At 63.8% G+C, this 13,146-nt stretch carries 14 protein-coding genes; 3 read left to right on the top strand and 11 right to left on the bottom strand.

What is annotated here, in order from left to right; genetic code table 11:
- The 3 genes from ACEW8Q_RS06125 to ACEW8Q_RS06135 all read right to left on the bottom strand — a co-directional run.
- A partial coding sequence (locus ACEW8Q_RS06125; RefSeq protein ID WP_373503168.1) for a DnaJ domain-containing protein occupies nucleotides 1–388 on the bottom strand: 388 nt, incomplete at its 3' end.
- 143 nt (nucleotides 389–531) lie between these two features.
- Nucleotides 532–2,454, bottom strand: coding sequence for a molecular chaperone DnaK (gene dnaK, locus ACEW8Q_RS06130; protein WP_373503169.1), 1,923 nt, complete (start codon nucleotides 2,452–2,454; stop codon nucleotides 532–534).
- Nucleotides 2,455–2,650: 196 nt separating this feature from the next.
- Nucleotides 2,651–3,025 carry a cupin domain-containing protein gene (locus ACEW8Q_RS06135; RefSeq protein WP_373503170.1) on the bottom strand — a complete coding sequence of 125 codons (375 nt, stop codon included), beginning with the start codon at nucleotides 3,023–3,025 and terminating at the stop codon, nucleotides 2,651–2,653.
- 112 nt (nucleotides 3,026–3,137) lie between these two features.
- Here ACEW8Q_RS06135 and ACEW8Q_RS06140 point away from each other — a divergent pair, with 112 nt between their 5' ends.
- Nucleotides 3,138–3,749 (top strand): alpha-ketoglutarate-dependent dioxygenase AlkB, encoded by a 612-nt coding sequence (locus ACEW8Q_RS06140; protein ID WP_373503171.1) that lies wholly within the window; start codon nucleotides 3,138–3,140, stop codon nucleotides 3,747–3,749.
- On the opposite strand, the gene ACEW8Q_RS06145 is transcribed toward ACEW8Q_RS06140, so the two are convergent.
- Nucleotides 3,746–4,579 (bottom strand): YwqG family protein, encoded by an 834-nt coding sequence (locus ACEW8Q_RS06145; protein WP_373503172.1) that lies wholly within the window; start codon nucleotides 4,577–4,579, stop codon nucleotides 3,746–3,748. The two genes, ACEW8Q_RS06140 and ACEW8Q_RS06145, sit on opposite strands and share 4 nt — an antisense overlap.
- Before the next feature lie 170 nt (nucleotides 4,580–4,749).
- Between ACEW8Q_RS06145 and ACEW8Q_RS06150 the strand changes: the two genes are divergently transcribed.
- Nucleotides 4,750–6,003 carry a flavin monoamine oxidase family protein gene (locus tag ACEW8Q_RS06150; protein ID WP_373503173.1) on the top strand — a complete coding sequence of 418 codons (1,254 nt, stop codon included), beginning with the start codon at nucleotides 4,750–4,752 and terminating at the stop codon, nucleotides 6,001–6,003.
- Here ACEW8Q_RS06150 and ACEW8Q_RS06155 read toward each other — a convergent pair.
- Nucleotides 6,000–6,377: a VOC family protein gene (locus tag ACEW8Q_RS06155; RefSeq protein ID WP_373503174.1), complete on the bottom strand. Its 378-nt coding sequence runs from the start codon at nucleotides 6,375–6,377 to the stop codon at nucleotides 6,000–6,002. The genes ACEW8Q_RS06150 and ACEW8Q_RS06155 overlap by 4 nt on opposite strands.
- 167 nt (nucleotides 6,378–6,544) lie before the next feature.
- On the opposite strand from ACEW8Q_RS06155, the gene ACEW8Q_RS06160 reads away from it, so the two are divergent.
- The gene (locus ACEW8Q_RS06160) at nucleotides 6,545–8,314 is read left to right on the top strand and encodes an SPFH domain-containing protein (RefSeq protein ID WP_373503175.1); all 1,770 of its coding nucleotides are present in this window, start codon (nucleotides 6,545–6,547) and stop codon (nucleotides 8,312–8,314) included.
- Between the two features lie 25 nt (nucleotides 8,315–8,339).
- Here ACEW8Q_RS06160 and gshB read toward each other — a convergent pair whose 3' ends face one another.
- From gshB to rph, 6 genes are all read right to left on the bottom strand, one after another.
- Nucleotides 8,340–9,278 (bottom strand): glutathione synthase, encoded by a 939-nt coding sequence (gene gshB, locus ACEW8Q_RS06165; RefSeq protein ID WP_373503176.1) that lies wholly within the window; start codon nucleotides 9,276–9,278, stop codon nucleotides 8,340–8,342.
- On the bottom strand, nucleotides 9,275–9,646 hold the full coding sequence (locus tag ACEW8Q_RS06170; protein ID WP_373503177.1) for a YraN family protein: 372 nt from the start codon (nucleotides 9,644–9,646) through the stop codon (nucleotides 9,275–9,277). The genes gshB and ACEW8Q_RS06170 overlap by 4 nt, the downstream gene beginning before the upstream one ends.
- Nucleotides 9,636–10,532: a 16S rRNA (cytidine(1402)-2'-O)-methyltransferase gene (rsmI, locus tag ACEW8Q_RS06175; protein WP_373503178.1), complete on the bottom strand. Its 897-nt coding sequence runs from the start codon at nucleotides 10,530–10,532 to the stop codon at nucleotides 9,636–9,638. The genes ACEW8Q_RS06170 and rsmI overlap by 11 nt, the downstream gene beginning before the upstream one ends.
- 14 nt (nucleotides 10,533–10,546) lie before the next feature.
- Nucleotides 10,547–11,695, bottom strand: a complete 1,149-nt coding sequence (hemW, locus tag ACEW8Q_RS06180; RefSeq protein WP_373503179.1) for a radical SAM family heme chaperone HemW — start codon at nucleotides 11,693–11,695, stop codon at nucleotides 10,547–10,549.
- Nucleotides 11,682–12,692: an RdgB/HAM1 family non-canonical purine NTP pyrophosphatase gene (rdgB, locus tag ACEW8Q_RS06185; RefSeq protein ID WP_373503180.1), complete on the bottom strand. Its 1,011-nt coding sequence runs from the start codon at nucleotides 12,690–12,692 to the stop codon at nucleotides 11,682–11,684. Before rdgB ends, hemW begins: the two co-directional genes overlap by 14 nt.
- Nucleotides 12,692–13,146, bottom strand: a 455-nt coding sequence (rph, locus tag ACEW8Q_RS06190; protein ID WP_373503181.1) for a ribonuclease PH, incomplete at its 5' end; no start/stop codon positions are given. The genes rdgB and rph, both read right to left, overlap by 1 nt.

The following is a 13,146-nucleotide window of genomic DNA, read 5'->3' on the forward strand; positions in this document are numbered from 1 at the left end:
GCGAGGAGCCCGTACCACCGCCACGGCCTCGGCGCCCGCCGCCACGGCCCTGTCCGCCGCCGCCCATGAAATCGCCGAACAGGTCCTCGAAGATATCGGACATCGAGGAATTGAACTCAGGCCCGAACCCGGCACCCTGGCCACGCCCTCCGCCCATGCCACCCTCGAAAGCCTGGTGGCCGAAGCGGTCGTAGGCCGCCTTCTTCTGCGGGTCCTTCAGGACATCGTAGGCTTCGCTGACTTCCTTGAACTTGGCTTCCGCCGTCTTGTCACCCGGATTGGCATCGGGATGGAACTGCTTGGCGAGTTTGCGATAGGCGGCTTTCAGGTCCTTCTCGTCAGCCGACTTGCCGACGCCCAGAACTTCGTAAAAATCGCGCTTTGCCATAGGTGATAGCTACCGGTGCCGTATGAGTTTGTACATGCCCAAAAACTCTCCATGCCCGGCTTCACGCCGGGCATCCAGACGGATGGCCGGGTCGAGGCCCGGCCATGGAGAGATGTGAGTTAGGCGGCTCATTGCGGAGCCGCTCAGACCTTCTTGTCGTCGTCCCTGACTTCCTCGAAGTCGGCATCGACCACGTCATCGTCGTCCGTGTCGCGGCCAGCCCCGGCGTCAGCACCGTCACCACCCGGAGCGGCACCGCCCGACTGCGCCTTGTACATGGCCTCGCCCAGCTTCATCGAAGCCTGCGCCAGCACATTGGTCTTCTCCGTGACCGCCTCGGCGTCTCCCGATTCCATGACCGACTTCAGGTCGGCAATGGCAGCTTCGATGGCCGACTTGTCGGCGCCCGAAACCTTGTCGCCGAACTCGGTCATCGACTTCGTGGTCGAGTGGATAAGGGCTTCGGCATGGTTCTTGGCTTCCACCAGATCCTTGCGCTTCTTGTCCTCGGCGGCATTGGCTTCCGCTTCCTTGACCATCTTCTCGATCTCGGAGTCGGTGAGGCCGCCGGAGGCCTGGATGCGGATCTGCTGTTCCTTGTTCGTGGCCTTGTCCTTGGCGGACACGTTCACGATGCCGTTGGCGTCGATGTCGAAGGTCACCTCGATCTGCGGCACGCCACGGGGAGCCGACGGCAGGCCCATCAGGTCGAACTGGCCCAGCATCTTGTTGTCGGCCGCCATTTCACGCTCGCCCTGGAAGACGCGGATGGTCACGGCCGTCTGGTTGTCGTCAGCGGTCGAGAACACCTGGCTCTTCTTGGTGGGGATCGTGGTGTTGCGGTCGATCAGGCGCGTGAACACGCCACCCAGCGTCTCGATGCCGAGCGACAGCGGCGTCACGTCGAGGAGCAGAACGTCCTTCACTTCGCCCTTGAGAACGCCGGCCTGGATCGCGGCGCCGATGGCGACGACCTCGTCCGGGTTGACGCCCTTGTGCGGCTCCTTGCCGAAGAATTGCTTCACCACCTCGATGACCTTCGGCATGCGCGTCATGCCGCCGACGAGAATGACCTCGTCGATCTGGCCAGCGGTCACGCCAGCGTCTGTCAAGGCCGCGCGGCACGGGGCGATGGTCTTCTGGATCAGGTCATCCACAAGCGCCTCGAGCTTCGCACGCGTCAGCTTCAGCGTCAGATGCTTCGGACCCGACGCATCCGCCGTGATGAACGGCAGGTTGATCTCGGTCTGGGCGCCGGACGACAGCTCGATCTTGGCCTTTTCGGCCGCCTCGCGCAGGCGCTGGAGCGCCAGCTTGTCCTTGCGGAGATCGATGCCGTTCTCCTTCTTGAACTCGTCAGCGAGATAGTCGACGATCCGCATGTCGAAGTCTTCACCGCCGAGGAACGTGTCGCCGTTCGTCGACTTCACCTCGAACACGCCGTCGCCGATCTCGAGGATCGACACGTCGAAGGTACCGCCGCCGAGGTCATAGACCGCGATGGTGCCGGCTTCCTTCTTGTCGAGGCCATAGGCCAGAGCTGCGGCCGTCGGCTCGTTGATGATGCGCAGCACTTCAAGGCCGGCGATCTTGCCGGCGTCCTTGGTGGCCTGACGCTGCGAGTCATTGAAATAGGCCGGAACGGTGATGACCGCCTGCGTGACGGGCTCGCCCAGATAGCGCTCGGCGGTTTCCTTCATCTTGGTCAGCGTGAAGGCGGAAATCTGCGAGGGCGAGAACTTCTTGCCGCGCGAATCGACCCACGCGTCGCCATTGTCGGCCTTGACGATGTTGTAGGGGACAAGCTTCTTGTCCTTCGCCACCATGGGGTCTTCCATGCGGCGGCCGATCAGGCGCTTGATCGCGAAGAAGGTGTTCTCGGGGTTCGTCACCGCCTGGCGCTTGGCCGGCTGGCCGACGAGCGTCTCGCCATCGGCATTGAAGGCCACGATCGACGGGGTGGTGCGTGCACCTTCCGCGTTCTCGATCACCTTCGGGGTCTTGCCTTCGATCACCGCAACGCAGGAGTTGGTGGTGCCGAGGTCGATACCAATTACTTTCGCCATCTTGATCCTCCAGTTGGCAGGCGGACGCCGGAAAGCCCGATATGGCACTTTCCTGAACCCCCTCCGGGGGATCCGCCTCCTGATTTCAGATATGGTCCTCGAAACCCTGATTCCCAAGGCCTCTCGGTGTTCGAGTGGCTATATAGGCAGGGGGTATTTCGCTATCAAGCGCATAAAGTGGCGTTTTTGATCCGGATCAATCCAGCAGGACGACACTTTCCTGCTCGTTGGGGTCGGTGCGGGCGATCACGGCCCGGACCGGCTTGTCAGTCGGGTTGTAGGGCTGGTGGGGCACACCCGCCGGAATATAGACGTAGTCTCCCGCCTTGATCTTCATGACATGCTCCAGATTGGGGCCGTGCCGCATCTCGGAATAGCCTTCGAGCACGAATATCGCGGATTCGTGGTTCTCGTGATAGTGCGGCCGGGCTGACGCGCCTGGCGGAATGGTGACGATGTGCATGCAGAGCTTCTCGGACCCCGCCGATTCCTTCGAGATGCCTGAAAAATAGGAAAGCCCCTGCTTTCCATCGTAGCTCTCGCCACCCGAAACGAGCTTGCAGGATTTCATCGCTTCCTCCCAGCTTCTGGCCGCCGCCACAACCGGTCCGGCGGCCAATGACTAGCACAAAGGCCAGCCTCTGTTGAAATTTGGGTTGCCGGGGCCAGCGCGGCAATGACACATGAGCGGCATGACCCCCGGCCTGCGCTACCTTCCCGGCTATCTTGATCCCACCGCACAGCAAGCCATGCTTGCGGAGCTTCGCGCGCGAGTGGCTGAAGCGCCCCTCTTCACCCCCGTCATGCCGCGCACTGGCAAGCCCTTCAGCGTGCGGATGACCAATCTCGGACCCCTCGGCTGGGTGTCGGACCGGGCCGGCTACCGCTACCAGCCCACGCACCCCGACACCGGTAGGCCCTGGCCGCCCATTCCGGAGATGGTGCTCAACATCTGGCGCAAGGTGTCAGGCTACCCCCACGACCCCGAAGCCTGCCTCGTCAATTTCTACGGTCAGTCTGCGAAGATGGGGCCTCACCGCGACACGGACGAGGAGGACTTCGCAGCCCCCGTCGTCTCGATCTCGCTGGGCGATAGCGCGATCTTCCGCATTGGCGGCCCCGAGCGCGGCGGCAAGACGCAGTCGCTCAAGCTGTCATCCGGCGACGTGCTGGTAATGGGAGGCCAGTCCCGCCTCTCTTATCACGGCATCGACCGTGTTCTCCCAGGAACCTCGACGCTCCTGAAGGATGGCGGCCGCATCAACCTCACGCTCCGCAGGGTCACCAGACCTTAGGAACACTGCAGAATGACCCATGCCCGGTCGAACCGGCGCGCGGCGGCGTCCTGTTCCCTGATCCAGAAATAGATCAATCCGCAGTCGCCCCACATGAGGCCGAGCTGTTCGTCCGTATCGACCTGCAGCAGGAGCCGCCAGTCCTTCTCTCCCGGCGCCAGTGCTGCCGCCCGCGGGTCCTCGAAGCCGGAACTGTTGCCGCAATAGATGCCGTTCGAGACGAGCTGGCATTCGAGCTCCATCCCGTCGCCCTGGACGGTGGACGGAAAACCCAGAAGCTGATGCTTGGGCAATGAGTGGAACGACTGGTGAATGTCTTCGTCCCAGCGGTCGGTTTCCGTATCGTTGAGGTCCAGCGCCGCGACCTGCGGCCGGTCCGCCGAAGGGAAACTCGGCTTCGCGACCGGCTTCACGGCCTGATACGGCAGTTCGGAGTCATCTCCACCACCCGTGCCGGTGAGCGAAGGGCTTGCCAGCTGTTCGTGATAGACGACGGCAAAGCTGGCCTTGTCCTTCGGGTCGAAGCCCCAGGCGTCCTGCGCGACATGGTCATAGTAGAACAGCAGGCTGCCGGAGCCGGGAAGCCAGGCCACGGGGCAGGCCTCCTGCATCTCCTGCAGGTCGAGTTGAGCGATCAGCGGCAGCGGCTTGCCGTCCTTTGAAGGACTGCGGTCTCCGACATCCACGGTGGGCTCGCCCCCGATATGCGAGCGCGACGGATGCCTCGAGGCCACGAGATGGACCGATGGCCGCGCCAGTCCCATCGCCAGCGCGTGAACATCCCTGACTGGCTCCCTTGAGCTCAATCGGTCCTTGATCCACCGAAACATCTCGCATACTCCGATTGCCGTGCAGAAGTACCCGAACTCCCGGCTGCAGGCTAGTTGGGTCAGGTTACCAATCTCGATAGAACGGTGGGCAGGACACGTCGGTTCATCGGCATGAACCTCGCGGAGCATGTGGCCGTGCGGCGTCCGGAGTGCCTGAAAGGATACTGCGAATGAGTGACTACGATATCGCCGTCATCGGCGCAGGCGCGGCCGGGCTTGCGGCGGGGCTCGCACTGCAGGCTGCCGGCAGACGCTTCATCGTGCTTGAAGCCCGCGGCCGCATCGGCGGCCGTGCCTTCACCGATACGGAGAGCTTTCCCGGCATCGCCTTCGACCACGGCGCACACTGGCTGCACGCCGCTGCACAGAACCCGTTCACGTCCATCGCCGATTCGCTTAGGGTCCGTTACGCGCGCAATATCGACTGGTCGCACCGGGCCCTCTTCACCGGCGGCAGCAGGCGGGCCGGACCAGACGGGCTGGACGCGGCATCCGAAAGCCTCATGGGCGCCATCGCGCGCTTCGAAAAGGCCGGTCAGGAGGGCCACGACATCGCCTGTTCGAGCCTCATGGACCCCGGCGACCCCTGGTACCCGCTGAGCGTCCGCACCTTCTCGCAGATCACCTCGCACGAGCCGAAGGATTGCTCGACGCTCGACTACTCCCGCTATGACGGCGAAGGCGGCGACTTCCCCGTGGAAGATGGCTACGGCACCCTGGTGGCGCGCCATGCCGGAAACCTGCCGGTCAGGCTGTCGACGCCGGTGACACGGATCGACTGGTCGGGCACGGGCGTCCGGATCGACACCCCGGCCGGGACCGTCACCGCGAAGGCCATCATTCTGGCGGTGCCGGTGAATGTGTTGATCGCAGGCGCCATCCGCTTCGATCCGGCCCTGCCTGCCGAACTGATGGAAGCTATCCACGACTGCCCGATGGGAACGTCGGAAAAATTCGCCGTGCTGCTTGACCGCCCGGTCGACGGCATGGGCCATGTCTATACCGATGTGGTCGATGGCCCGCCGATGACGAAGCAGCCCTTCAACATGCACGTCAATCCCTTTGGCCGCCCCATGCTGGTCTCACATATGGGCGGCGATCTCGGGCGTGAGCTTGAAAGGGCGGGCGAGCCTGCAGTACGCGACATCGCACTCGCCGCCATGGTGGAAGCCTTTGGCGGCGACATCCGCAAGCGCGTGCGCAAGACAATCCTCACCCATTGGAATTCCGACCCGTGGACTGGCGGCGGCTACTCGCATTGCAGGCCCGGCCGCGCCAGTGCGCGCGCCATGTTCGCCAATCCCGTGGGAGACCGGATAATGCTGGCGGGCGAGCATTGCTCGCTCAACTTCTTCTCAACCGTCCACGGCGCGCACCTGTCGGGACAGGCCGCCGCCGAGCAGGCGATGCGCCAGGTCGCCTAGCCCTGCTCTGACGGCGTCATCCATCCGATGAGTGCGCCGGTGGGATCGACGAGGATGGCGATGCGGCCCACGGTTGGAATGTCGAAGATCGGCATGCAGAGCTGGGCACCGCCTGCAATGGCGCCCTTCACGCGCGCATCGACTTCATCGACCGCGATATAGGTGAACCAGCCCGAAGGGCCGCCCGGACGCTCGTTCATGTCCATGATGCCCCAGGCCGGCTTGCCATCGGCCATGGCAACCCAGTACTTGCCGCCTCCTGTCGGGTCGAAGGAGTCGAAGGTCAGGCCCAGCGAACGGCCGTAGAAGTCCTTGGCCTTCTCGACTTCGGTCGTCATCAGTTCCGACCAGGCAATCATTCCATGCTCGGGCATTCGCAAAGCTCCCTGTTGTGACGGTCTTCCGTCTTGAAGATATTAACCGAAGATGCGCGGTTGAGTCGCCGTGTCACAAAAACGCTGTGCGGCAGCGATCTCTTCCCCCCAGTTGCAAACCCGTCATAGTTGCGGGACTGGCGGGAACTGATTCGGGAAGGCGCACCATGCTCTACGTCGTTATCGGCTTCGTACTGATTCTCTTTGGCGTTCAGTCCTTCTTCCGGCGAGGCCAGGGCCTGGCCGGGGCGCAGCAGGGACGGTCCGCAATTATCGGCTCGCTGCTCGGCAGTCCGGCGGTTGGCGTGCTCCTCATTCTCGCAGGCCTGGGCTTCCTCGCCTCCACCTCCTTCGTGCTGGTTGCCGCAGACAAGGTCGGGCACCTGAAGCGCGTCTATCTCGCCGCCGATCTTCCGCCCGGCCGCATCATCGCACTCCCCGGCGAGAAGGGTCCGCAGGCCGAAATCCTTGGCCCCGGCTTCCATTTCCGCCCGCTGCTCAATGTTCTCTACGACGTCGAGGAGCGCAACGTGGTGCAAATTCCCGAGGGCTATTATGGCCAGATCACCACGCTCGATGGAGCGCCCATGCCGGAGGGCATGTTCATCGCCCCGGTGATCGCCGACGACAAGCTCGCCACCATGCTGGAGGCGCAGGCCTACATCGAACAGGGCGGGTTCCGCGGTCCGCAGGAAACCGTGTTGAAGCCGGGCTCGTACCGCCTCAACCAATACCTCTTCGACGTCCGCATCGATCAGGAGACCATGGCGACCATCATCCCGACGGGACAGGTCGGCGTGGTCAAGTCCAATGTCCAGCAGCCCGGGCTGAACTGCCGCGAGGAAATGGTGCGCGTGAGCCAGGCCCAGCACGATGCCGAGGCTCTCTCGGTGCCGCTGGTGCCAAGGGGCTGTATCGGCCTGTGGAAGGACCCGCTGCTGCCCGGCGCCTATTACCTCAATCGCCACGCCTATGACGTGACCCTCGTCGACACCCGCGTGCAGACCTGGGAATACAAGGGCGGCTACACCCGCCGCTTCATCGATCTCTCGCTGGACCAGCAAGGCAACCTCAATCAGGTCGAACGCTCCGTCAACGTGCCGAAGCCCGACGCCGCGGTGGACATCGCCGTCTTCGTCAAGGTCGAGGGCTGGGACATTCCACAGGAGCTTCGCGCCGTGGCACAGGTCTCCCCCGAGAATGCGCCAATCGTTGCGGGCTCCGTCGGCGGGGTGGACCAGATCGAGCACCGCATCCTGACGCCGCTGATCCGGTCGATCGTGCGCAATGTCGCAGGCTCGTCGATCCGCATACCGGTGAAGGAGGGCGACACCATCGTGGGCTACGAGACGCGGCCCACCAGGGTCATCGATTTCATCGAGAACCGCGAGTCGATCGAGGAAACCATCGAGGCGCAGATCAAGACCGAGGCGCGCAAGGCCGGTGTGGAAATCAAGGAGGTCAGGCTCGGCGAGCCTGCCATTCCGCCGGAAATCCTGTTGGGACGCCAGCGCCAGCAACTGGCCGACCAGCTGGGTGAAGCCTACAAGCGCGAAACGGAAGCGCAAAAGCAGCGTATCGAGACCGAGCAAGCGAAGGCCACGGCCAACGAGCAGCCGCGCCTTGTCGAATCCCAGATCGCCGTGAAGGTCGCCGAGCAGAAGGAGGCCGAGCGCGCAGCGCTGGGCCGCGCCGAGCGCAAGTACCTTGAGGAAATCGCGCAAGGCCAGTCGGCGCAGGCGAATGTGCTGGGCCAGGACCGCGTGGCAATGCTGCAGGCGCTGGAAAAGGTGCTGGGCTCGCTTGAGCGCCAGCCGCAGCTCGTCGAGCTCATGGGCAAGCTGGTGCCGAACACCGTTGTCACAGGTTCGGGCTTCGAGGGGGCGGCGGCCATCCTGGGCGATGCCATCGGCAAGAGCCAGCCTACGTCACCCTAGACTCCAGTCATCACAGGCCGCGCGTTCAGCGCCGCGCCTCGATCGCATCCCAGATCAGGCTTGCGATGTCTTCACCGCCAAAGCGTTTCACTTCGCGGATACCGGTGGGCGATGTCACGTTGATCTCGGTCATGTAGTCGCCGATGACATCGATGCCGACGAAGATGAGACCGCGCGCCCTGAGGTCGGGACCGATGGCCTCGCAGATCTCGTGCTCACGCTTCGTCATCGTGGTCGGCTCGGCCTTGCCGCCCACATGCATGTTGGAACGGTTCTCGTTCACCGCCGGCACGCGGTTGATGGCGCCCACGGGCTTGCCATCGACGAGGATGACGCGCTTGTCGCCCTTCCTCACATCTGGCAGATACTTCTGCGCGATGAAGGGCTCGCGGAAGGTCTGCGTGAAGAGTTCGAGGAGGCTCGAGAAATTCTGGTCGCCCTCGCCCAACCGGAAAACGCCTGCGCCGCCGTTGCCGTAGAGCGGCTTCAGGATGATGTCGCCATGTTCCCGGCGGAAGGCGGCGAGTTCGACAGGATCACGCGTGATGAGCGTCTCTGGCATCAGTGCCGGGTAGTTGAGCACGAAGAGTTTTTCAGGCGCGTTCCGCACTTCTCCGGGATCGTTCACCACGAGAGTCTTCGGATGGATCGCTTCGAGCATGTGGGTGGCGGTGATGTAGCCCATGTCGAAGGGCGGGTCCTGCCGCATCAGCACGACATCGCATTGCCCGAGATCGGCACGGCGCTCATCGCCAGCCGTGAAGTGGTTGCCGGCTTCATCACGCACGCTGACATCATTGCCGGTGGCGAACAGCGAGCCGCCGCCCAGCGCCAGTGTCTTCGTCTGGTAGTAGAACAGCGCATGGCCGCGCCGCTGTGCTTCCAGCATCATGGCGAAGGTCGAGTCGCCCTTGATGTTGATGGACTGGATCGGGTCCATCTGCACTGCCACCTTCAGCGTCATGCTCGGTCGTCTCCGTAAAATGCGTTCTCGATATGCCGGGGCCAGTGGTAGGGGCTCACCGCGACGATGTCAAAACGGCAAGCCTGCAGGGCAGCCTTGCGGTCTCTCCCGATGTAACTGCGTGCTGCCGCAGAGATGCGTTTCGCCTGCCGCGGCGTGACCGATTCGACCGCACCATCCAGCGTGGCGCGGGCCTTCACCTCGATGAAAGCGGTCGTATCCCCCTTCCGCATCACGAGGTCGATCTCGCCAACCGGACACTTGTAACGATGGACGAGAAGGCGCCAGCCTTTCAGGCGCAGATACCAGAGCGCAAGCACCTCCGCGGCGCGGCCAGCGTCCTCGGCCTCGCGGCGGTCACGCGCCATCGCCGCCCTTCAGGGCAAGGATGCGCTGGTAGATGTCGGAGCGATTGAGGTTGAAGCGCCGCGCCACCTCGGACGCCGCCTTGCTGGCAGGCATCGACTGGAGCGCCGCCGCAATCGCGCTCTCGATGTCCTCCTCGGGTACAACCTCATCCTCCGTTGGCGGGCCGACGAGCAGCGTGATCTCGCCTTTGACTGACGGGCGCTCCCCAAGAATGCCGGCAATCTCCTGAGCGGTGCCGCGCAGCACTTCCTCGTGCAGCTTCGTCAGTTCGCGTGTGACCGCGACGGCCCGGCCGGGAAACGCGGTTTCGAGATCGCGAAGCGTGTCCGCAATGCGATGCGGGCTTTCGAAGAAGATGAGCGTGGCTTTCAGTTTCGCGAGGTCCTCGAACAGCCGCTTCCGCTCGCCCGCCTTCTGCGGCACGAAGCCTGAAAACAGGAAGCGGTCTGTGGGCAAGCCCGACAGCGCGAGCCCCGTCAGCACGGCGGAGGCGCCGGGGCAGGCGGTGACGGGGATGCCCTGTTCGGCAGCCTCCTTCACCAGCCGGTAGCCGGGATCGGAGACGAGCGGCATTCCGGCATCGCTGATCAGCGCGATGGTGGCGCCCTGCTTCAGGCGTTCTAGAATGGCGGGCCGCGCTTTCTGCGCGTTGTGCTCGTGATAGGGCGAGAGCTTCGTCCTGATGGCAAAGCGCTCCATCAGCTTGCCGGAGGTCCGGGTGTCTTCGCAGAGCACCGTCTCGGCGGCGGCAAGCGTCGAGAGAGCGCGGATCGTCATGTCGCCCATGTTGCCGATGGGAGTCGCTACCACATAGAGGCCGGGCGCCAATGGCTCGGCCTCGAAGCGGGCGGCGCCGATGATGTAGCTGCGGGCGGCTTCGGTCATCCCGCTTCTATAGCCTAAACCGCAAGTTCAGCGATAACCGCATTCAGGAGCTTGCGGCCGTCGGCGGTCGCCATCAGCCTCGGCCCCACGCGCCTGATGAGGCCCATCGACTTCATGCCGGCGATCTTTGAACTGTCGATCTCGCGGCCTGCCAGAGCAGCATAGCGGTCGAGGTCAATTCCTTCCGCGATGCGGAGCCCCATGAGCAGGTATTCGCTGGCCTGATCGGCGGGCGGAACCACAGTGTCGGACACGAGGCCGTGGCCTTGCGCGGCGACGAGTTCGCGCCATGTCTCGGGATGCTTCTCCGCGACAAGTGCCTTGCGATTCTCGTCTTCCGCCAGCCTGCTGTGCGCGCCGGGGCCAACGCCCGCATATTCGCCATAGCGCCAGTAGAGCAGGTTGTGGCGCGATTCCTGTCCCGGTGCTGCGTGGTTCGATATCTCGTAGGCGGGTAGTCCCGCCTTCTCGGTCAATTCCTGTGTCAGGTCGTAGAGATCGGCGGCGCGGTCGTCGGTGGGCGTCACCAGGCTTCCGCGTTCGTGGAGATCGAAGTAGGCCGTGCCTGGCTCGATGGTGAGTTGGTAAAGCGACATGTGGCCCTGCTGCTCGCCCAGCGCGACCGTGAGTTCGTCGCGCCATTGGGCAAGCGTCTGGCCGGGGCGCGCATAGATCATGTCGAAGGAAACGCGGGGGAATGTCTTCGCCGCGAGACGGAAAGCGGCAAGGGCTTCCTCCGCCGAATGCTGGCGGCCCAATGCCTTGAGGTCGGCATCGTTCAATGCCTGAACGCCGACCGAGACGCGGTTGACGCCTGCCGCGCGATAGCCACGGAAATTCTCCGCCTCGATCGACGTCGGGTTGGCTTCGAGCGTCGTCTCGACGTCCGGCGAAATGCTCCACAGCGACCCAATCGAGTCGAGAACATGCCCAACGGCTTCCGGCGGCATGAGGGAAGGCGTGCCGCCGCCGAAGAAGATTGATGTCACGGTGCGGCCATTCGTCCGATCCGCGAACCACCTCAATTCAGTGGCGAGTGCCCGCGCAAAGGAGAGCGCATCCACCGGCTGGTGGCGCACATGGCTGTTGAAGTCGCAATAGGGGCATTTGGCCTTGCAGAACGGCCAGTGCACATAAATGCCGAAGGCGTCAGAAGAGATCACGGACAAGCTTCTCAAGGGCCTTGGCGCGATGCGAGATGCGGTTCTTCTCGGCAGGGTCCAGTTCGGCGAAGGTGCGGTTCTGGCCTTCGGGCACGAACATCGGGTCATAGCCGTGGCCCAAGGCACCGCGCGGCGGCCAGGCGAGCGTGCCATGGGCGCGGCCCTCGAAAATCATCTCCTCGCCATCGGGCCAGATGACGCAGAGCGTACAGGCAAACCAGGCGCGGCGCTGCCCGGGCGACGTGGCGCATTTGGCGGAAAGCTTTTCCTCCACCAGACGCATGGCGCGGTTCCAGTCGCGATCAGGACCCGCCCAGTCGGCGGTGTAGACACCCGGTTCGCCATCCAGCGCCTCAACGCAGAGGCCGGAATCGTCCGAGAGGGCAATCAGGCCAGATGCCTTCATTGCGGCGAGCGCCTTGATGCGGGCATTGCCGGCGAAGGTCGTTTCGGTCTCGGCCGGCTCTGGCAGGCCCAATTGCCCGGCTGAAACCGCCGTGACGCCGTAGGGCGCGAGGAGGGCCGTAAATTCCTCTAGCTTTCCCTTGTTGTGGGTGGCGATCACGATCTTCTGGTTGGCGAGTGTCCGCAGCGGTGGAATGCCCCACAGCGCTCCGTCCGAGAACTCGATGGAATTTCCAGCAGGGTCGCGGAAATAGATCGACCGTCCACCCTGCGGCCAATCGATAGTCTTTTCGACCGCCACACCATGGGATGCCAGATGTTCGCGCCAGCGCTCGAGATCATCCGGCCCGCAGCGGAAGCACATGTGCCCCGCTCCCTGTGGACCGTGGGGCGGCGGTCCATCCTCGATCTTCTGGACCGAGGAAAGCTCGGGGTTGAAGACCAGCAGCATCTGGCCGGACATGCGGAAGAACACGAACTTGCCCGGCAGCTCACTGTGCACCGTCAGGCCGATCACTCCTCTATAGAAGTCGCGCATGGTGTCGATGTCGCGCCCATAGAGGACAGTTTCGAGTATCCGCGTCGCCCGCATCAGAGGATGGCGTCCTTCTGCTTTGCCACGAGTTCGTCGATGCCCTTGCGGGCCAGCGCCATCAGCTTCATCAGGTCGTCCTGAGAGAAAGGCTCACCCTCGGCAGTGCCCTGGATTTCCACGATGCCGCCCGATCCCGTCATCACGAAATTGGCGTCGGTGCCGGCTGTTGAATCCTCAGCATAATCGAGGTCGAGCACCGGGGTTCCGCCATGGATGCCGCAGGAGATGGCGGCCACATGGTCCTTCAGGGGCCATTGCTTGAACATCGAGCGCTGCTCCATCCACTTGAGGCAGTCGAAAAGCGCCACCCAAGAGCCGGTGATGGCCGCCGTGCGGGTGCCGCCGTCAGCTTGCAGCACGTCGCAGTCGAGCGTGATCTGCCGTTCGCCCAGCCCCACCAGGTCGACCACGGCGCGCAGGCTGCGGCCGACGAGACGCTGGATTTCCTGGG

Origin of the sequence: Aestuariivirga sp. (assembly GCF_041738905.1) — a bacterium.
Lineage (GTDB): Bacteria > Pseudomonadota > Alphaproteobacteria > Rhizobiales > Aestuariivirgaceae > Aestuariivirga.

Bases quoted from the DNA above. Each gene is read 5' to 3' on its own strand.
- ACEW8Q_RS06160 (WP_373503175.1), top strand. From the start codon at position 6,545: ATGCTCTACGTCGTTATCGGCTTCGTACTGATTCTCTTTGGCGTTCAG.
- ACEW8Q_RS06135 (WP_373503170.1), bottom strand. From the start codon at position 3,025: ATGAAATCCTGCAAGCTCGTTTCGGGTGGCGAGAGCTACGATGGAAAG.
- gshB (WP_373503176.1), bottom strand. From the start codon at position 9,278: ATGACGCTGAAGGTGGCAGTGCAGATGGACCCGATCCAGTCCATCAAC.
- rsmI (WP_373503178.1), bottom strand. From the start codon at position 10,532: ATGACCGAAGCCGCCCGCAGCTACATCATCGGCGCCGCCCGCTTCGAG.
- ACEW8Q_RS06155 (WP_373503174.1), bottom strand. From the start codon at position 6,377: ATGCCCGAGCATGGAATGATTGCCTGGTCGGAACTGATGACGACCGAA.
- dnaK (WP_373503169.1), bottom strand. From the start codon at position 2,454: ATGGCGAAAGTAATTGGTATCGACCTCGGCACCACCAACTCCTGCGTT.
- ACEW8Q_RS06145 (WP_373503172.1), bottom strand. From the start codon at position 4,579: ATGTTTCGGTGGATCAAGGACCGATTGAGCTCAAGGGAGCCAGTCAGG.
- ACEW8Q_RS06170 (WP_373503177.1), bottom strand. From the start codon at position 9,646: ATGGCGCGTGACCGCCGCGAGGCCGAGGACGCTGGCCGCGCCGCGGAG.
- ACEW8Q_RS06150 (WP_373503173.1), top strand. From the start codon at position 4,750: ATGAGTGACTACGATATCGCCGTCATCGGCGCAGGCGCGGCCGGGCTT.
- rdgB (WP_373503180.1), bottom strand. From the start codon at position 12,692: ATGCGGGCGACGCGGATACTCGAAACTGTCCTCTATGGGCGCGACATC.
- ACEW8Q_RS06140 (WP_373503171.1), top strand. From the start codon at position 3,138: ATGAGCGGCATGACCCCCGGCCTGCGCTACCTTCCCGGCTATCTTGAT.